The sequence below is a fragment of the Taylorella equigenitalis ATCC 35865 genome, assembly GCF_000276685.1.
Classification (GTDB): Bacteria; Pseudomonadota; Gammaproteobacteria; order Burkholderiales; family Burkholderiaceae_B; genus Taylorella; species Taylorella equigenitalis.
On sequence record NC_018108.1, the window covers coordinates 733,211 to 753,578 of the forward strand.

Below are 20,368 nucleotides of genomic sequence, written 5' to 3' on the forward strand. Positions count from 1 at the left end.
TCAGGGATATTATTGCTACTGTAAAACAAGTATTATTTATTTTATTTTGGAGATTTATTTGAGAATAAATTTAAAAATAGCATTTTCAATTCTTTCTACTTCATTTATGCTTACGTCTGTTGCGTATTCTGCTGTTATCCCAGTTGGTACTGAACTTGCGGATAAGCAAGAAATTACTATTAATAACGGGAATGAGCCTACGAGTATCGACCCTCATAAAATTGAAGGATATCCTGAAGCTGAAGTTGTGTATCAGCTTTTTGAAGGTCTTGTGACAAAGGATGAAGAGGGTAAAGCAATCCCTGGCATTGCAGAGTCATGGAAAAGTTCAGAGGATTTCAAAACATGGACTTTTACTTTGCGTGAGGGTGCGAAGTGGTCTAATGATGAACCTGTTACCTCTTATGATTTTGAGTTTTCATTTAGAAGGCTTGCAGATCCTAAAACCGCCTCTCCCTATGCAAGTTATTTAGAGTATTTGCAAATTCAAAATGCAAAAGATGTTATTGCTGCAAGAAAGCCTGTTACTGAGCTTGGTGTTCGTGCGGTAGATGATAGGACTTTGGAATTTACATTAAGCAGTCCAATTCCTTATCTTGTAGATATGATGACGCATTTTGCTGTATTGCCAGTTAATAAATCATTTGTAGAAAAGTACTCTGATGATTGGGTTAAGCAAAAGGATTTCCCTGTAAATGGGGCTTATGCATTAGCTGATCATGTAGTAAATGAAAAGATGGTTTTTGTACGTAATAAAAAATATTGGAACGATAAAGAAACTGTTATTGAAAAGGCAACTTTTTTGCCGATTGAAAGTGCAAATACTGATGTTTTGCGTTATCGTGCAGGCGACCTTCAGATTACTAATTATCAAATTCCGCCAGAGCAGTTCAAGACACTTAAAAGAGAACTTCCTAATGAGTTAAGAATTGTCCGTATGCTTGGTACTTATATGTATCAAATTAATAATTCCAAGTCTCCTTTGACTGATGTACGCATACGTAAGGCTTTGAATTTATCCTTAGACCGAAATATCCTAACAGATAAGGTACTTGCTCAAGGGCAGACTCCAACGTATGTGTTTACACCGCCTTATATTACGGACGGAGAGTTAATTAAGCAACCTGAGTATTCTAAACAGGATATGGCTAGTAGAAATGCTGAAGCTGTGAAATTACTTAATGAGGCTGGTTACAGCAAGTCAAATCCATTGAAGTTAACCGTTCTTTATTTCACAAACGATGAAAACAAGAAAATTGCTGTTGCGGTTCAATCTATTTGGAAGAAAAACACTGATGGTATTTTGGATATTAAATTACAAAGTCAAGAGTGGAAGACGTATTTAAATACTTTGCGTGAGAAAAAATATGACATTGCCAGAGCGGGATGGACAGCTGATTATAATCAGGCGTCAACCTTTGGCAGTTATTTTCTTTCAGACTCTAGTAATAATACAGCTTTCTATATGAGTGAGGCTTATGATAGCAAGTTTAATGAGTCGTACAAGTCAAGCACTGCGAAGGGGAGGGCTGAAGCTTATGCTGCCGCTGAGGCACAGCTGGCTGAAGATTATGGGACAATTCCATTTTTTAATCGAGTAAATATCCGTCTTGTTAAACCAACTGTAGGTGGTTACACAGGAAAGGATCCTCAGGACGTATTGTTCTTACGCAACTTTTATATTAAAAAGTAGTCGCTCATTGGGATTAAACTAAATATAGGGAGATTATATTTAGGAGGATCCCAAATGAAAAAATTACTCGTAGTAGTTGATTTTCAGAAGGACTTTGTGGATGGTGCTCTTGGATTTGAAGGGGCTTCCATCCTAGAGCCAGTTATCGTCAATAAAATAAAAGAGTATGAAGCTGCTGGATACGATATTGTATTTACTCTTGATACGCATGGGGCAAATTATTTAGAAACAATGGAAGGTAAGTGGTTGCCCGTGCCTCATGTTATTAAGGGTTCTGAGGGTCATCAGATTTATGGACGAGTTCGAGAATTATCTAAAAAGCACACCTGTATCGAAAAGCCAGCATTTGGGTCCTTGTGTTTGGTTGACTATATACAAGAACACGGGTTTTACGATGAGATTGAGTTATGTGGACTTGTGAGTACTATTTGCGTTTTTTGTAATGCAATTATTGTTAAAGCGGCAAGTCCTGAAAGTAGAATTTTTATTGATTCTAAGGCTACTGATTCTTTTGATAAGGAGATGCAAGTGAAGTGTTATGATTTATTACGCCATAATCATATTGAAGTTGTGTAACTCTTAATGGGTGCTTTATCGATGAAGATTTGTAGGGGCTTTTTTCTTAATTTCTAAGTGTTTTTTACACGTAATTTATTGTTTTTATAAATATTTCTTTATAATTTTTTCGCTTATAGTTCTTTGGAGAATTAATGCTAAAACTTTCACCTATCCAACTTCGTGTGTTTCTACTTACATTCTTCATTGCGTTTTTCGACGGATATGATACGGCTGCGATTGGGTATATTGCACCTAGCTTATTGGCAGAATGGGGATTAGCAAAATCTGCTTTGGCACCAGTTTTAAGTGCGGCTTTGTTTGGGCTTGCTTTGGGTGCGGTGTCTTTTGGACCTGTAGCTGACCGTTTTGGACGCAAAATTACCTTAATTGTTTCTGTAGCTATTTTTGCTATAGGGGCTATTGTTTCTTCTTACGCAGGATCATTGAGAGAACTTGAGATTTTGCGATTTATCACAGGTATAGGTTTAGGGGCTGCTATGCCTAATGCAGTAACGATCCTATCTGAGTATGCACCATCAGAAAAACGATCTTTTATCGTAAACACCATGTTTTGTGGGTTTCCACTTGGTATTGCGATTGGAGGGTTTATTGCTGCATGGCTAATTCCGAATTATGGATGGCAGTCTACATTGTTGTTCGGAGGGGTATTGCCACTTATACTTGTTTTCTTGATGACGTTTTTACTTCCTGAATCACATGATTTTATGCGTATACGTGAGCAAAAAGACATTGAAGTTCGGGGTGTGCGTGTGGTTTTATCTCCTGAATATATAGCTGGATCTATTCTTTTATGGATTACTTACTTTATGGGACTTGTTCTGTTCTATGGGGTGATTAACTGGATGCCTACACTATTTCATGAGATCAATATGTCTCAAGGTACTGCTTCTATTGTTACGGGTTTGTTTGCTATAGGTACTTTGGGGGCTATTGGAAGCGGGTGGCTTATGGATAAATGGAACCCAGCACGTTTGATTTCTATTCTATGTTTGCTTGCATGCATTGGAGTGGCTTTAATTGGTGCTGTGGTTGAGCAGAACCTATGGGTGTTAATAGTTGTGATTTTAATATCCGGTGTGTTTATGAATACGGCTCAGAGCTCATTGCCAGCATATGCTGCGGGGTTTTTTCCGACAGAAGGGCGTACTACAGGTGTTTCTTGGATGCTTGGGATAGGTAGATTCGGCGGTATTGCAGGCTCGTTCTTAGTTGCTCAGTTGGTTGATTGGGATTTTTCCGTATCGCATATTTTTTATGTTCTTGCTATACCAGCATTAATTCAGGCTATTTGTTTGTGGCTTAAAGATATGTTATATCGATAGGGAAAGATGCTTCATGTGTGATGAAGAAGATTTTTATAAATTAGCTGCTCATGAATTGTATTATGCCCAAAAGGTTTCTAGAACAATAGATTCATAAGTACGACATATTTGCTTGATTGGGATGCATTAGGGGAATACAGAAGTGAAAGCATTGCCTTCTTGCGTGAAGCACCAGTCCACATAATAAGTTAAAACTTTACTATACTCATTAACGCTCGATTGGGCTGGGTGCAAGAGCTGGATATTTAGTATATATTCTAGCAAATACGGGTATATAAATGATAAATGCTAGTGATATGCATATGGCTGGTAGATACCATGCTAAAAATGTGTAATTTAAGGACCATCTATTGCTAATTATTCCAGCAAATGCTCTGCTTAAAGTTGCAAGCAAAATAAAAAATAAACTTATTCTACTTGTATTTGGATATGGTAAATCAAGGCTACTATGTACAGTACCAGCAATACTAAAAGCTTGCATAACCATCATCAAGAAACCTCCAATCATTATTAAATGAAAGGGATAAATGGTGTTTCCATCACCAAGTAATACCGTATAACCCTGCCAGCAATACCCGATGCCAATACACAAAAGTGTGACATAGTACCATCGTACGAATGGCTGTTTTAAAAGAACAAAATAATGCCAATCTCTAAGCCTTCCAATAATTGCTAGTCCAATTGCAAGGCTTATCCATGCAATCGTCATTGGATTTTCTCCAGCTAGATTACTCACTATATATAAATAGAGACATATAACTGATATGTTTCGATAAAAAGGATTTGGGACGAAATTGCAATGTGATAGTTTTGATAATTCTAATGCCTTACTACCAAGTGCCTTTCCTATTCTAAAGATAACTAAAGATACTGCAATAATGTATGAATGTGCTAATTGTTTAATTATTAGAATACTTGGTTCAAAAGCGTAAAAAGCATTCAAAAAACATAAAACTATTAATAAGACGATAATATTAATGTGTCTATTGTCTTTTGCCTTGATACTTAAATTTATAGAAAATAAAGTAAAAAGCAACCAAAAAATCGATGCAAAAATCGCACTGATGCTAGTGTCGATAAAAGCACATAGGATTATTAATAACCAGACAATTAGGCTTAAGAGGCATATTTTGCTGAGGTCCTTAGTATAGTGTGTCCACTCAGGTACTGCAGTAAATAAAAATCCACCAAAAGCAGCCGTACCAAAAACGTTTATAAATCCCCAACTGTGAAATGAGATAGGATCAGAAATCCATAACCAGAAGCCTTCTCCAATCATTAGCCAAGTACAAGAAATAGGAATGATGATAAAACTAGCTACTAGAAAATAAAATCGGAAAGGGTTACGAATCCAATCTTTCAAAATGCTAATCATGATAAGCACTCCAAAAACTTTCTTTTAAGTATTTATTAATAAAGCTTTCGTCTCTTTGAGAATATGGTGTTTCGATATTAAGAATTTGCCTACATGATGTTGGCTTATCTTTTAATAAGTAAATAGTATTTGCTAATTTAAGAGATTCAAATCTGTCATGCGAAACCATTACGATTGCACAGTCATCTTTAACATACTCATGCAAAAACTCATACAACTCTAGTTTTAGCTCGTAGTCTAAAGCGGTAAAAGGTTCATCTAAAAGAAGTAGATCTGGATTACCTATAAGTGCTCTGGCAATGGATGTGCGTTGCTTCATTCCACCAGATAATTCAGAAGGATATTTTTCTAAATCTTTCTGAGTAAGATGTAATTTTCTAAGTAGTGCTTTGGCACGTTCTATATTCTGTGGATCTTTTGGGTTTTTCGTGACTAAGAGTACATTATCAAGCACTGTTCTCCATTGGAGTAATCTATGTTCTTGAAATAGGTAAGAGCATACTTTTGTATTTCTATAAATGTGTCCACTATCGCAATCAATTAGACCTGCAATAATACGTAAAATAGTGGTTTTTCCGCAGCCCGAAGGTCCATACAGACAGGCAATTTCACCTTTTTTTATTTTCATTGAAAATAGATTTATTACTTCCTGACCCATTAGGCTATGATTTAGATTTTTTATTTCAAGTTTAAATTTTTCACAAGTACTTGATGATGGTTTCATCATTTCTCCCAAGGCATCAATAAGATGCGAAGCGGTTCAACTATTAGGTACTCAATAATAAAAATCATTGCTAGAATTAAAATAACAAAAGCCAGGACAGTTTGAGTTTCAAGCATGGCACGAGCACTTGCAATCTGAGCTCCAATGCCCTGGTTTGCTCCTAAAAGCTCCGCCATAATCGTAATCTTAATCCCCATACCAACAGCTACAGTAATTGCAGGAAGAACAAAATTTAGAAGATGAGGAATATAAAGATTTTTTATTGTTCTGTAACAGGGTATTTTGTAAACCTGAAACATCTCTTTTAGATTGTTATCCAGTGTCATCATCCCACGCATGGCGGAGGCAAACGTTAGAGGGATAACCGTAACTATTGTAGTGAAAATAGTACTTGTGGAACCTAATCCAAACCAAAACAATGCTAATACAACCCATATAATAGGTGGCATACCAAGCAATATGCTTATTACTGGTTTAAACATTATCGCTATGGTTTTGTACGATCCAGCAATAAGTCCAAGTGTCATTCCGATAAAGATTGATGCTGTTATTCCAATAATCGATCTAAAAATAGTTATGTGTACATCATGAACTGAATAGTTTTTAACAATTTCTATAGCTTCTCGAAAAACCGAAAGGGGTTCTGGTAGTACTAAGTCACCTAAAGCAATTGATGCTATTTGCCATAAAGCACAAAATAGAGCAATTATCGCTGCGGAACTAAAAGCACTCCATAAGAAAAACAATATTTCAGATAATCTACCTCTTTTAATAGGACGACCGTCTTCGAGAATCATTTTTTGCTAAATAGAAAATAGACTCTCTGATGGCATTTGACCTCCAAGAATTTTTGGATTTAATTTATATAATTCTTCAAAAAAAACCATAATATCTTTGCTGATAGTTTCGGCTTTTATAGCCACTAAGTTTGCGTATGGCAATGCTCTTTTAATTGCAGGACTTGGAATTTTTAATAAAGAAGACCCTATTGATATAGCCTCACTCTTATGATCTTCTGATTGTGCCCAAATCACGGCTTTTTCTATGTCACTTTGAAGTGTATTTACAAATTCTGGATATGATTTGTAAAAGGATTCTGTAACCATTAATCCTGCTTGTGGGATGCCTCCACTAACTCCCATAGTTTGTGTCCAAAGTTTATTTATATCTAGAACTCTAGAAACATCACTACCGCCCTTAACGGTAGCCATACTAGCTAAGGGTTCGGGTAATATAGCAAAATCTACTATTTCCTTTAAAAATAGACTCATAGCTTCAGGAGGGGTGCTAGTGTAGGTGATTTCAATGGAATTAAGGTCAATATTCAATTTTGAGCATAATGCTTGGAAAATTAGATCAGGCATATCATTTTTGAAAGGAATAACTAGCTTTTTTCCTTCAATTTCAGATAAGTTATTTAAATTGCCACCTCGTCCAACAATTTGCACAAGACCAAAAGTCATAATATTTATTAATTTAACGGGAATTCCTCTATTTGAGAAATTAGCTGCCACATAACTTGGAACAATACTTAAATTAATTGATTGATTAACAATTCCTGCTCTAAGTACATCAACAGTTCTCCAAATTTCGGCTTCTATCTCATATTTATCTTTTAAATCCCCATATTTTTGTACCACACCAAGCAACAGGGTAGGCATAGCAGGGGGGCCGTAGAGAGTTGTCTGTCCCAATGCTGGATTTTTTATAGCTTGTGCTAAAACTTCAGGATTCTTAACCATAAAAGGTATGAGTGATAGCATTTTTAACATTGAGCGTCGATTCATATTCATCTCTCCCTATTGATAATGATTATTATTTTCAATTTCTCTTGTTTCAAAGTCAAATAATTTACAAAAAAATCACACAAACCCATAAAACCTTTAGGGTTTTATTTGAGTTGATGAATAGCCAATCTTGAATGTGAATCCAAAAATTGCACAGATTAATGACACGAAGTTAATTGAAAATGATAATAATTATCATTTACTATGTAATGAATCGTAACTTATTTTACTCACTCTTAAAAATGAAAATAAAACAAAGAAAATTATCGGTACTTTATCTTTTGATATCTAATATAACTTTTGTTAACCCTATAGTTGCTCAAGAAAAAGATGTCGCACTAAAAAACGTAGAAGTCATAGCTGATCCCATAACTGTGGATGAAAGAGGAAAGTTCGACGAATTTAACAAAAGCGTGTCTAACCTTTATATGACTAGAGGAGAAATAGAAAATTATCGAGTTAATGCAACTGGTGATCTATTAAAAGGATTAAATGGTGTTTATAACATGTCCACACGTACAGCTGGATCAGCTATTTCACCAAATATTCGTGGGGTTGCAGGAAAGGGTAGAATTCCAGTAACTATAGATGGTACAGAACAAACAGTTGATGTGTGGCTAAATAACTATGGGATTGCTGATAGAAACTATATAGATCCTTCAATGATAAGAAGTATTGCCGTAGAAAAAAGTCCTGGCTTAACTAGAGGTCTAAAGACAGGCGTTGGGGGTGGTATATCATTTAGAACTATAGAAGCTGATGATATTATCAAGGGTAATAAAAATTGGGGATTTCAATTTTCTTTAGAAGGTGCAAATAACGCCAATCAACCTAGAACTAGACTAGAGGAGATGCTTGGAAAAGACTATAGAACACTAGGTGCTGTTTCTGGTGGTGTTTTCCTCCCAGATGCAGATAACTTGCATGCAATTATCCCCGTTGTTATTGATTCTGAGGGTAATGAAGTCTTTCAGCCAAATAAGAAAGAAAATGATAAATTATTTAAATTTAAAAATGACTATAACCTTTTTGTTGCAGGTGCTTTTAAGAACAAAATGTTTGATGTGCTTGCAGCTTATGGATATAGAGAAAAAGGGAACTACTTCTCTGGTAGAAAAGGAGGTGATAGATATTTAAATAATCCACTATATAACTGGGAACCAGAAAAACCAATTGAAACTAAGCTTTCTTCAACATTTATACCAAACATAGCTAAACAGTTTAAACCTGGTCTTGAAGTGCTAAATTCTAATACATCAACTGAAAGTTTATTAATTAAAAATAATTGGTATCTACCAAACGATCAAAAATTGGGTTTTCAATTCATGAGAACTGACGTTAAGTTTGGTGAGATAAATCCTATTTATTCAATGTGGATACTCAATTACACTGAGCAAGATGATTACACATTTAAAGGGGGTGATGCACCTTTTCAAGTGCAAAATTTGGTTTCTGATGTAAAAACAGATTTGTATAAACTGAGTTATTCATGGAAGCCTCAAAATAATCCATATATAGACCTTAAAGCTAATTTGTGGCGGTTAAAAACTAAAAGTAATCGCCATCAAAGCGGAGGGTTTTCTTTAGCTACTGGTATTATGGATTCAGAGTGGGATTTTTGGTACACATGTCATATCAAAAAAAAAGAAGAAGTGGTTATATGGGGCAATTATTCTAAGTGTTCTGACGAGATTCCAAATTATCCAGATATAAACGAAAATACCACCGTAGATGAAATGTTAAAAAGAAACCCAAATGTAAATGGAAAATTTAACGTTTTATCTGGGGCCAAACAGCACACAGAAGTTACTAGAAATGGATTTGATATAAGTAACGTTGCGACTTTTAATGATAAGTTACAACTGCTCGTGGGAGTAGATTATCAAAGAGAATATGTCGATGAAAAAAATAACATAGTAAATAGCGGTGACATGTTTAATGTTGTTGGCATGATAACCTCTTTAACTAAATTGGGTGGTCCTAGAGAAGGAAAAAGAAGTGAATGGGGCGTTAATCTTGCATTAAATTACAAACCTATTGAAAGATTAAAAATTGAAGCTGGTGTTCGAATTCATGGATACGAGGCCGAAGATATTACCTTAAAAAAAGAAAGAGAAAAAAGAAATCCTTTATACGCTATCACCCCTGGGCAATATGAGAAAAATGATGAAGGTACAGATTGGAAAAGAGATGAAAATGGTAATCCTATTGCTACATTCCCTATAAACCAAATTCTAAACCACGTGGTAATTCCATATTATGAGTTGGTCACTTCAAAAGAAGAACACGACGAAATTAAGGCACTGATAAAGGAAAATTATAAATATGTAGATGTGCCTTTAAATACTTCAGAAGCAAAACAAGGGTATGAAAGATATATTGAAAGGGCTAAAAACTTTTATAGAAAATACGGACACGATTTTGCCGAGGTTGTTCCATATTCTAATAATTTTAAGAAAAAAAATAAAGACGAAGATTCAATATATTATAGATTTGATGAGGATAATTACGTATTTTATAAAACTAAATACACAGTCTTTGATATTAAAAATAATTTACCGCAATTAAGACCAGGTTTTAACAATTATATTGCCTTTTCGGATTCTAAACTTAATGAGGAAGTGAGTAATTTAAGTTGGATTGACGGGGAATTTCGAAGGTATTATGGAGAATTTGCTAATACAAAATTTCTAAATAGTTTAGAAGGCAAACACTGGTGGAGGTTTTACCAAGCTATTTATGACAGTTATTCGTATGGTGATATTGCTTACGATTTAAGTGAGAAGTCTGCAGGAAAAAAAAGATTTATATCAAGAGATGGTATAGATGAAGAATCTGAATTCTCTGGATCACTAGAACGTTATAACAAACGTGGAGAACATTATTATTGTGTTGGGACTAGAGAAACGGATTTTTCGGGTTATGCTTGTCCTGGGGCAAAATTTACATATGTGACAAAAATCAATCCCGATGATTATGAAACATTATTTGCACCGCCAGGTAAATGGAAGGGGACCGCAATCTCTCCTATGATTGCATTGACTTTTGATACAACTGACAGATTTAAGCTCTTTACTAGATATTCCATTTCTCACAGATTTCCAAGTTTATATGAAATTTCTGGGACATCTTTCGTAGGATATATTGATAATAATATAACTGATATTAACATGAGATTGGATCCAGAAAAGAGCATCAACTACGAATTTGGTGCCTCGTACGACTTTTCTAATCTATCACCCTCACTAAGACAAGCCGATATTAGGCTTACCTACTTTAGTAATACTATTGAAAATGTAATAGATACTCTTGAGAATCGTAGGGTTGTTCAATTTGAAAAAAAAATAACTAAAGGCTTCGAATTGTTGACTAGATTTGATGCTGGTACTGTTTTTGGTTCTTTAGGTTTAAGTTATAGAACTAAGCAATTGATGTGTGACTCTAAGGTATCTCTTTTAATTAATATGCAAGGTAAAGTACCCGAATGTTTTGAAGGAGGTTTTGGTGCAACGAAATTCTATCAAGCATTGCAACCCAAATACTCATTAAATTTTGAAGTAGGAACTAGATTATTTAAAGAGAAACTTGAAATGGGTTTGCGTGGTATATATCACAGCAATGTTGACTTAAGAAAATATGACGATTTTGTCAAATCTACAGGTATAGATGTATATAACTGGAGTCAGAGACCATATCACTGGAAATCAGAATTAACAATGGATTTTTACGCTAAATACAAGCCAATTGAAAATTTAGAGTTGAATCTTGGTGTAACTAATATTACGGATAGATACTATTTGGATCCTATGTCTACGGTTCCAGTACCTGGTCCTGGAAGAACATTTAAACTTGGCCTAAAAGCTAGGTTTTAATGTAGGGCGTTTTGCCAATTTTTGTTTTTTTATAAGGATATTTTTATGAAAAATTTATTAAAATTTTTATTAGTAGCTTCTGCTACTTATTCTTCAATTACGTATGCAGGTGTATTAGGAAATTCCAATGATCGCAGTAAAATTAAACCTGGACCTTCAACTGCAAAACCTTTTGGTGCTGGTAAACCTGGTATCCAAATAAAAGGAACCAACATATCAATTAATCTTGAGGATGGTCCAATTAAACACATAGGCAAAAAATATAATCAAACACCTATAATTAGTGGTCCTAACGCTGCTACTACTGATGTTAAGCTTACGGCCTCTGATGTTATCCCTGTAATAGGTTGGTTTATCAAGGATCCTTTAGGGCAAGTTTGGTTTGAAAAGCCAGCAGATAAAGATACTGAGTTTTACAGTGTACGTCAAATAGCTGATCCTAAAGTGACATTTGCACCAAAATTTGGTGGTCTAGTAATAGGTAAGGTCCCAAATCTTCCAAGTGATACGAGTGTATATTTTGGCGAATGGGGTCCACGTTCTGGTACACCTACTCAAGGTTCAAGTACAGACCTTAATCTTAATAATGAAGATCATACTGTATGGTATGTAGGTAAAGATGAAACAGGTAAAACTACTGGTCTAGCAACTGCAAAATATGATGTCCTTGGGGTAAATCAACATACTCCTGGTAAAGATGATTTCTACAGAGGAGAGATAACCGCTAATTTTGGTAATGGTTCCACTGGTTCAATGTCTGGAAAATTAACAAGGGCAGGATCGCCTGATGTTGATTTTACTGGAGTTCAAATCGATAATTCAAAAGGTACCTTCAATAATGGAGTATCTAAAGTAGAAGGTCGCTTTTACGGCAAAGGTGCTTCTGCTATGGCTGGTTTTGCCACAATGAATACGACCACTAATGTAGATGACGTTGCGTTTGGTGGGACTAAAAAATAAGTTAGTTAACCTATGATTGGTAGCATTCCATAGATTTGGGATGCTACTTTTATTATGTGATTTGTTTCAATGAAATCCAAGTTTTTTCTTTACTGTACTTTATATGTAATCAGTATAAATTGCCAATCAATTGAAACTCACAACGAGATTTCAAATGATTTTAACGTCCAAACTAAAAACTTTATATCCAATACAAATGAAAATTCGCTTTTGGATACATCATTGATTTCTCAAACACAAAACGCAACCTATATAACAATTAATGGTTCTACTTACTTAGTTCCACATACCGAACATGATTTAAGATTAGCTATTTATCATGCGATTAATGCAAATCTTTGGGGCGATTTATCGGAATTAATAGAAATATATCAGACATTGCCAAACCATCAGAAACAACTGGTTTATATGGCACAGGGGTTGTTGGAACGTAGCCGGGGATATATTAATAAAGCCTTAACTCATATGCAAAGGGCATATGATATTAATAAGGAGGATTTGAGGGTTCAACTTGAGTTAGCAAGACTTTATTTTGAAGACTACAACAATAGACAATCTAAGAAAATATTTAATTCATTAGCTCAAAGTTATGAATTACCGAATTATACGAAGGGGTTGATTAATGAATACCAATCAGCCATTAATTCCCAGTATAAATGGCAAGGTAATATTGGGTTGTCTATTGGTTATGATTCTAATATTAACCAAGGTAATGGTATAAGACAGTGTGTGTTTAATTTTATGGACACCTGTGTTATTTATAGAAATTTACCTCCCCCCATAGGTTCATCATATTTGGGTTTAAATTTTGACTTATCCAAAAGATATGCCTTGTCTGATAATAATGACTTGGAAATATCAGCAAGATTTCAGGGAGCTAAGTATTCTAAGACAGATTCTAAAGCCTTATTTTTAACGGACTATAGTAATTTCTCTTCCTCTGCAAAAATATCTTATATTTATAGGGACAGCGTTAAGAAAATAATGCTTTATCCAGAATTTGAAATATTGCACAAAAACAAATCTACTTATTATCAATCGCCAAGCATTAATTTAAATACTGAAATTCAATTATCACGTCGTTTAAATCTGAACAGCAATTTCTCTTTTAAATGGATTAATTACGAGGGAGAAAACAAAAAGTATTTTGAAGATTATAAACAAGTTAATGTGGGATTAGGGCTTGTATTTGAACCTAGTAAAAATACATTTCTTTATACAAATTTTGATTTTTATCGTAATCTTTATTTAACTAATTATTCCAGCAGTAAAGAGCAATCTATAAGAATCGGAGCTTATAAATACTTATCATCAGGTGTCTATTTGCATGCATTGGCTATGTATCGAGACACTAAAAATGATGTGGCAAATTTTCTGTCAATTGAACCAAGACATGATAATACTAAAATTGCAATCTTAAGTATAGGTTTGCCTAAAATTTCATTTAAAGGTGTAGTGCCAGAATTAAGGTTTAAATACATACAAAATAAAAGCAATATTGATTTTTATATCTATACGCAAAGGGAAATTAGTTTAAATTTAAACTATAGTTTTTAAATAAAACTAAATAAATTAGTTACATATATTTGTATGTTTAATACGTAAAAAGGAATATTTAAAAAATTGGGTGACATCATAATTCACCCAATTCACACTACGTGTTTCACACATAAATAGTATCTAGTAAACAAATTCTTCAGTCAATTTAGATTTAACTATAAGATTGTTATAGCTTGGCGATGAGGAAATTAAGTCATCATGTTTGCCTATACGTTCTACATTGCCATCATTGATAACTACGATTTTGTCGACATTTTGTATGGATTTTAGTCTGTGTGAGATTATTAATACAGTCTTATTTTCTATAAGTTTATTTAGAGATTCTTGGATTTTCTTTTCATTGTCCACATCAAGACTTGATGCAATTTCATCTAAAAGCAATATAGGTGCATTTTTCAAAAATGCCCTTGCTATGGATAGTCGTTGTCTTTCGCCTCCAGATAGTTCGGCACCATTTTCTCCAATTTTAGTGTTAAATCCATCTGGTAGTTTTTCAATAAAATCCATGCAATTAGCTAATTGTGCTGCTTTTATAACTTCTTCATCACTAGCATCAATTTTGCCTATGCGAATATTGTCCATTACCGATAAATCAAATAAGGTAACGTCTTGAAATACCATAGATATATAGTTAAATAATGACTGAGTAGAAATTTCTTTTATATTTACGCCACCTACAAGAATTTCGCCACTATTGTGGTCATAAAGTCTAGAAATGATTCTAAATATACTGGTTTTACCTGATCCACTTGTACCTACAAGTGCGGTAACTTCGTTTTGTTTTGCGGTAAAGGATATGTTATCTAGAACTTTAGTATCTTCACTATAGGAGAAGGAAACGTTTTTAAATTCAATATCAAACGTTTTTAATTCAATATCATTGCCAGTTTGATGAGGGATGTTTTGGATTTCTTTAATCCTCTCAATAGAAGATGAAATATGAAAGGTTTCAAGTATTCCTTCTTTGGATACTGCAACTAAATCTCGCATTTTAATTGCAAGTAAAAGATAACCAAGTAGATATAGAATATTAATTTGACCGTTTATCAGATGATTAATACCTATTACTAATACAAGGCCAATAGAAGTTATAGAAAGAAAATCTGATAATGAAACAATAAGAATGACTAGACTTTCATTTGAAAGTCGGATATTTTCACTGGATTCTAATAATCCATTAATCTTCCTTTTGTTTTCGTTTTGGAGATTAAAACTTGCGATTTCTTTTTGAAGTTCTATAGATTCTTGATAGGAGTCTGATATATCTCTTAATGTGCTAAATAGTAGTACGCTTCGTGTTTTGAAATTTTTCTTAGAGATAAAAAGTAATATTACACTTAGGATTGTAGGAACCATAACAGCCAACCCTAATATAAGATTACCTAATATCGATAAAATTAAAATAATAGGGAAGAATATAGTCATTGCAAGCATTTTAGGGATGGAATGACTTAAAGCATGTTCAATAGCTGCTACATCTGTCATGATTGTTTGAGCGAGATCCGATAGATTATGTTTAGAAAAATATGACAAAGGTAATTTTCTAAGGGTGTCCGCTATATTTAATCTCAGACTAGCACTTTCCTTGTATGTAGCATTAAATGATCGCGTATATTCTAGCTTTAACAAATACCACATCACTATAAGTGTAATTATGGATATAGATATATATAAGAGTGGGTTTTTAATATTTTGAAGTAACAGTTCATCCATCAAGAACAATAAGAGAGTAGGGGGAACCATATTTATAAAATATACCCATAAACTTGAAAGGGTTGCTTTTATAGTGTCCCTAGCACCGTTATCTGTAAGGGCAAATAGGTCTTTAACATAGTTTTTCATTATTTAACCCTCCATTTGTTCGCACTACTATATAGGTTTTGAAGGAAATTGTATTTACTATCTTTTTCTGAAAGTTTATTATGGTTTCCTGTTTCGATTATTTTTCCATTTTCTAAAACGATAATTTCATCAACAGATTTAATGCTTGAGAGTCTGTGGGCAATCATAATTACAGTTTTATCTTTCATAAGATTTTTATATGCTATCTGTAACTCGTGTTCGTTATCCGCATCAATACTTGCACAAGCTTCATCAAGTATGACGATTTTTGCTTTTTTAAGTATTGCACGTGCAATAGATATTCGTTGAATTTCTCCACCAGATAAATACACCCCTTTGGCCCCTATGATTGTGTTTTCTCTTTGGATGAATTTATCGAGAATTACATCGCAACCTGCTTGGCTAAGGGCTTGCATTACTTCTTCATGTGATGCGTTTTTATCTGCAAGCGCCACGTTATCGTAAATTGAAATTTTAAAAAGCTTACTATTTTGAAATACAAAAGTGATAGCGTTAGCAATAGCTTCTTTTGTGTAGGATTCAAGAGGTTTTCCGCCTATTTTTATAACACCACTGTCGACTTTATAAAACCCTGACAGTAGTTTTGCTATCGTTGATTTACCAGAGCCAGAATGTCCAATTAATGCGTATTTTTTTCCTTCTTCAAATTTAAAAGATAAATTTTCAATAACTTTATTTTCGTTATAAGAAAAACTTACGTCTTGCATTTCAATATCGTAATTTGAAAATTCGGTCTCTATACCGTAAGTAAGTTTGTCACTATTCATACCTACAAATAGATTTTCAAGAGAATCAAGGGCAAATTTTGCGTTGAACAGATGCATGTTCATCCACATGATTTTCATAAAAGAGACCATGATCACACCACTTAGAAATGTGATCATTATTAAATCAACAGCAATTTGAAGAGGGTTTGAAATATCATCAATAAATATAGATATGGGAATAATTAAAATTGCTACTAAACCCATTAATATAAGTTGATAGACTGTATAAGGAGTTTTGCAACTTTCTGAGTAGCTATATGCATAATTTGAATAATCAGTTATTGATTTATGTAAATCCTTAAGTGTATCTAGTTGAACAGAAAATATTTTAATAACAGGTATACCACGAACGAATTCAGTGGTTTCAGCACTCATTTTTTGAAGGGAGTCTTGGTATAGTTTCATGAAATGTCCGTCACCCATCATAAATTTGAGTAATAATCCGATAGTAATAGTTAAACCTAGAATTACTAATCCAGTTTCAAGGCTTACATAAAAAGCCAAAACTATGCTTGATATAGGAATGAGTAAAGCTTGAGATGTGTCAGGAATTAGATGGGCAACAGCATTGTGAGTATTACTAGCGTTATCGTCGATAGTTTTCCTAATTGTTCCAGATGGGTTCAAGTCAAAAAATCTAAAACTAGCATCAGTTAAATTTTCCAACCCCTTTTTGCGAAGATTGGACTCAAGTCTAAACCCTAGTTTATGTGAATAAAAACCAGAACCAAAATACGTAAATCCAGCAATAACAAGGGCAATTAAAAAATAGATGGCATATGTTTGTGCAACACTATATTCTGAATGAATAATAACTGAGTCTAGGAATTTATAAATATATAAATATCCAATAACCGTTATACATGCAGAGAGAATAGATAAAAAGATAGAGATATAGAGAAATAATTTATATTCTTGAACGTATCCAATCAGCCTTTTGTAAATACCCATTTTTGTCCTTTTAATCCATCCTGCTTTCTAAAAGTAGGGTAATAGTGATTTAAATGAAAATGATAATCATTCTCATTATAGCAAATAATTCAAATGTACATGACTTAAGTTATTGAGTTGTATATTTGATGCGTATTAACAGAGGGATAAATGAGAGCTTGAGATTGTATTATTTCTTATTAATCGGTATGAGTAGGTTTTGGTGGATAAGTTTTAAATTTATATGCGACTGTAAATAAGAGACTGTAAATAATTTTGTATTTTTTTTACTAACGCAATCCAAATTTTTCTTGATAATACTTAAATCAAATAAAGCTTCTTTAAGACTACTTTTCATAACGTTAGTATTTGCGTGCTTTTCAAGATCGTTTTCAATTATGTGATATTCGTTTTCAAGAATTAAATTGATATTTTCTCATCTATGCATGAGAGTAATTTATTAATGATAAATCTTCTAAAAAAGTTTAATTTTAAAAGAAAACAAGTCGTGTAAATTTGTCTAGTAAATTATCTAGGGAAATTACGAACTTAGTTTCCTGATTTGCTTTGATATCATTCCTCTATTAAAACTAAAGAGAAAATAATATGAACACATTAAATGTAGGGGTTTTTCAAACTTTAGCACTCGCTGTGATAAGTATTTATTTGGGTGAGTATCTACTTAAAAAATTTCCGATTTTTAGAAAATATTGTATTCCTGCGGCGGTGGTTGGTGGCACGATTATTGCCATCATTACTACAATTTTGCACTCACTTAATATTGTAAATTTTAATTTTGATTACAAAGCTATGAATACGTTTTTTTACAATGTGTTCTTTGCAGCTATGGGTTTGGCTGCTAGTTTATCTTTACTCAAAAAGGGAGGGAAGCTTGTACTGATATTTGCCATCTTAGCTGCTGTTTTGGCTATTCTACAAAATGTGCTTGCCCTATACGTGGGTGATGCCATGGGTATGAACCCAATTGTCGCTCTTATGGCTGGATCGACACCGCTAACTGGCGGTCACGGTAACTCCGCTAGTTTCGGTCCTGTAGCTGAAAGCATGGGTGGAGTTGGTGCCGTTGAGGTTGCGGTAGCAGCAGCTACTTTTGGCTTGGTTGCTGGATGTATAATGGGAGGTCCTATTGGGCGTCGTTTAATTGAGAAGAACGGATTGAAATCTTCAGATACTGCGATTATTACTCATACAGAAGCAGTGCAAAATTTTGTAAATTCTAAGAGAGCACATACGGCATTTTTTGCCCTTTTGATAGCCTGCGGTATTGGACAAACTTTGTTTTTTATATTTAAGGAATTATTGCCAGATGTAAAACTTCCTATTCACGTTATGTGTATGTTTGGGGGGATTATCGTGCGTTTCGTGCTCGATGCTAGAAAAGGTGACCATCAAGCATTGTATGAGAGCATAGACATAGTTGGAGCTATTGCACTTTCTGTATTCGTTTCTCTTTCTATTATCACGATGAAGCTATGGCAACTCGCAGATCTTGCCATACCACTAATTACGATTTTGGCTCTGCAACTAGTTTTGATTTATTTCTTTGTTATGTTTGTTACTTACAGAATGTGCGGTAAAAACTACGACAGTGCTATCATTTCCGTTGGGCATGTAGGTTTCGGTTTAGGTGCGGTTCCTGTATCTATGGCTACCATGACATCAGTCTGCTCTAAATATGGTAATTCTAAGATTGCTTATTTTATAGTTCCACTTATTGGTGGTTTTATTAGTAATATCACAAACGCAATTGCGATTACATTCTTCCTTAATGTAGCTAAAGGCATGATGTAAAAGTGATATCAAAATAAGTACCAAAATAAAAACCCAGTTCTTTCGTAGAGCTGGGTTTTTTATCACTTGTTATGCGTTAAATTTAAGGGTTTTGCTTTTTAGCTTCATCTAATAATGTATTTTCCTCTCTAAATGTTTTGTTTGGATGTATAACAAATTTTTTAGTCATTTCTTCTAAATCATTGCTATGATAAAGGTCAAGACATTTGAAAAAATTCCACTCAATACCTGGGGATTCAGTATCTGCAAATAAATTTGAGTAGTCAAGTGCAAGATATTTTTCAACAAGCTTAGTAGTTTCGATGGGAGCTTTTTCTAGATCAAAATAAGTCCATTCTATTAACGCATGATAACTACTAGCAATATCCCTTGTATATATAGGATTTTTTGGAAATGCTTTTACTAAACATTCAGCTAAAACCATATCTTTAAAATTTTGAGCATATGTACGACTGCCAGCTTTTGGTCCAGTTTTAAGGGTTTCCTGTGAGAATCCATTAGGAATTAATGTCAATTGAAAAAGAAATAGAGTTACTATAGATTGAATAGATTTCATTCAAGTTCCCAAAAGTAAACATAATCAACTATTCGATTGCTTAATGGGTCATGAAAGTAACATTTGTCATAACATGTCTCTCCATCAAAGAGAGTAATGTGACCCCTAGCATCCACCTAATTAGATACAATGAATAAAATAATTCCTTTTTTATTTTTTAAATCCAAAGCAGAAAGTGAAGCTCCTTTATAGGATTTAGGTGTACCAAGATTATCTTTCAAAAAATTATATAGATCGAGAATTCTAAAAAAATAATTGTTACCATCTGCTCCAGTTACTGTTTTACCAGCAACGGCTGGAATTTTCATTCCAGAATAGTTGATTATATAACTCATTCTAACTGCACAAGTATTTTTCCATCTATATTTTTCCTCAACCTTATTGATGTTGTAGTCAACTAGCCCTCCAATTAACATAGCAACAAATTTTTGAGGAAATACAGGGTTATAAATTATTTTTGAAAAAATAATAGCTTTACTAAAATCTAATTTTTTTTCATAAACGTCTCTCAAATAACCAATATTATGAGTGATTAATATTAAACTGTAATGAAAAGTGATATCAAAAT

15 protein-coding genes are annotated in these 20,368 nt (G+C 33.6%); 7 read left to right on the forward strand and 8 right to left on the reverse strand.

Going from position 1 to position 20,368, the window contains the following annotated elements; all coding sequences use genetic code 11:
- Window positions 1-58: 58 nt before the first annotated feature.
- The 3 genes from KUI_RS03405 to KUI_RS03415 all read left to right on the forward strand — a co-directional run bounded on the left by KUI_RS03405 (window position 59) and on the right by KUI_RS03415 (window position 3,594).
- The gene (locus tag KUI_RS03405) at window positions 59-1,693 is read left to right on the forward strand and encodes an ABC transporter substrate-binding protein (RefSeq protein ID WP_014840314.1); all 1,635 of its coding nucleotides are present in this window, start codon (window positions 59-61) and stop codon (window positions 1,691-1,693) included.
- Window positions 1,694-1,747: 54 nt separating this feature from the next.
- Entirely contained in the window at window positions 1,748-2,269 is a 522-nt protein-coding gene (locus KUI_RS03410; RefSeq protein ID WP_013522447.1) for a cysteine hydrolase family protein, read from the forward strand.
- A gap of 134 nt (window positions 2,270-2,403) precedes the next feature.
- On the forward strand, window positions 2,404-3,594 hold the full coding sequence (locus KUI_RS03415; RefSeq protein ID WP_013522448.1) for an MFS transporter: 1,191 nt from the start codon (window positions 2,404-2,406) through the stop codon (window positions 3,592-3,594).
- Between the two features lie 208 nt (window positions 3,595-3,802).
- Here KUI_RS03415 and KUI_RS03420 read toward each other — a convergent pair whose 3' ends face one another.
- The 4 genes from KUI_RS03420 to KUI_RS03435 are packed head-to-tail and all read right to left on the reverse strand — an operon-like array spanning window position 3,803 to window position 7,480.
- On the reverse strand, window positions 3,803-4,969 hold the full coding sequence (locus KUI_RS03420) for an NnrS family protein (RefSeq protein WP_013522449.1): 1,167 nt from the start codon (window positions 4,967-4,969) through the stop codon (window positions 3,803-3,805).
- A complete protein-coding gene (locus tag KUI_RS03425) occupies window positions 4,962-5,693 on the reverse strand; it encodes an ABC transporter ATP-binding protein (protein WP_014840315.1) in 732 nt (243 codons plus the stop codon). Before KUI_RS03425 ends, KUI_RS03420 begins: the two co-directional genes overlap by 8 nt.
- Window positions 5,693-6,490: an ABC transporter permease gene (locus KUI_RS03430; protein ID WP_013522451.1), complete on the reverse strand. Its 798-nt coding sequence runs from the start codon at window positions 6,488-6,490 to the stop codon at window positions 5,693-5,695. Before KUI_RS03430 ends, KUI_RS03425 begins: the two co-directional genes overlap by 1 nt.
- Before the next feature lie 6 nt (window positions 6,491-6,496).
- A complete protein-coding gene (locus tag KUI_RS03435) occupies window positions 6,497-7,480 on the reverse strand; it encodes an ABC transporter substrate-binding protein (protein WP_013522452.1) in 984 nt (327 codons plus the stop codon).
- Between the two features lie 242 nt (window positions 7,481-7,722).
- Between KUI_RS03435 and KUI_RS03440 the strand changes: the two genes are divergently transcribed.
- The 3 genes from KUI_RS03440 (at window position 7,723) to KUI_RS03450 (ending at window position 13,869) form a co-directional block, all read left to right on the forward strand.
- Complete coding sequence (locus KUI_RS03440) at window positions 7,723-11,352, forward strand: TonB-dependent receptor domain-containing protein (RefSeq protein ID WP_014840317.1); 3,630 nt, start codon at window positions 7,723-7,725, stop codon at window positions 11,350-11,352.
- Between the two features lie 45 nt (window positions 11,353-11,397).
- Window positions 11,398-12,312: a Slam-dependent surface lipoprotein gene (locus KUI_RS03445; protein ID WP_225972112.1), complete on the forward strand. Its 915-nt coding sequence runs from the start codon at window positions 11,398-11,400 to the stop codon at window positions 12,310-12,312.
- 222 nt (window positions 12,313-12,534) lie between these two features.
- A complete protein-coding gene (locus tag KUI_RS03450; RefSeq protein WP_225973601.1) occupies window positions 12,535-13,869 on the forward strand; it encodes a surface lipoprotein assembly modifier in 1,335 nt (444 codons plus the stop codon).
- A 123-nt stretch (window positions 13,870-13,992) separates the two neighbouring features.
- Here the strand turns inward: KUI_RS03450 and KUI_RS03455 are convergent, their stop codons facing one another.
- Together KUI_RS03455 and KUI_RS03460 are read right to left on the reverse strand one after the other, a co-directional pair.
- Complete coding sequence (locus KUI_RS03455) at window positions 13,993-15,714, reverse strand: ABC transporter ATP-binding protein (protein ID WP_014840320.1); 1,722 nt, start codon at window positions 15,712-15,714, stop codon at window positions 13,993-13,995.
- Window positions 15,714-17,453: an ABC transporter ATP-binding protein gene (locus KUI_RS03460; protein WP_013522458.1), complete on the reverse strand. Its 1,740-nt coding sequence runs from the start codon at window positions 17,451-17,453 to the stop codon at window positions 15,714-15,716. Before KUI_RS03460 ends, KUI_RS03455 begins: the two co-directional genes overlap by 1 nt.
- Window positions 17,454-18,038: 585 nt before the next feature.
- Here KUI_RS03460 and KUI_RS03465 point away from each other — a divergent pair.
- A complete protein-coding gene (locus KUI_RS03465) occupies window positions 18,039-19,244 on the forward strand; it encodes a sodium/glutamate symporter (protein ID WP_013522460.1) in 1,206 nt (401 codons plus the stop codon).
- A gap of 82 nt (window positions 19,245-19,326) precedes the next feature.
- Here the strand turns inward: KUI_RS03465 and KUI_RS03470 are convergent, their stop codons facing one another.
- Both KUI_RS03470 and KUI_RS03475 read right to left on the reverse strand, forming a co-directional pair.
- Complete coding sequence (locus KUI_RS03470; protein WP_013522461.1) at window positions 19,327-19,800, reverse strand: type VI secretion system amidase immunity protein Tai4; 474 nt, start codon at window positions 19,798-19,800, stop codon at window positions 19,327-19,329.
- A gap of 116 nt (window positions 19,801-19,916) precedes the next feature.
- On the reverse strand, window positions 19,917-20,312 hold the full coding sequence (locus tag KUI_RS03475; protein ID WP_014840321.1) for a T6SS effector amidase Tae4 family protein: 396 nt from the start codon (window positions 20,310-20,312) through the stop codon (window positions 19,917-19,919).
- Between the last annotated feature and the right edge of the window lie 56 nt (window positions 20,313-20,368).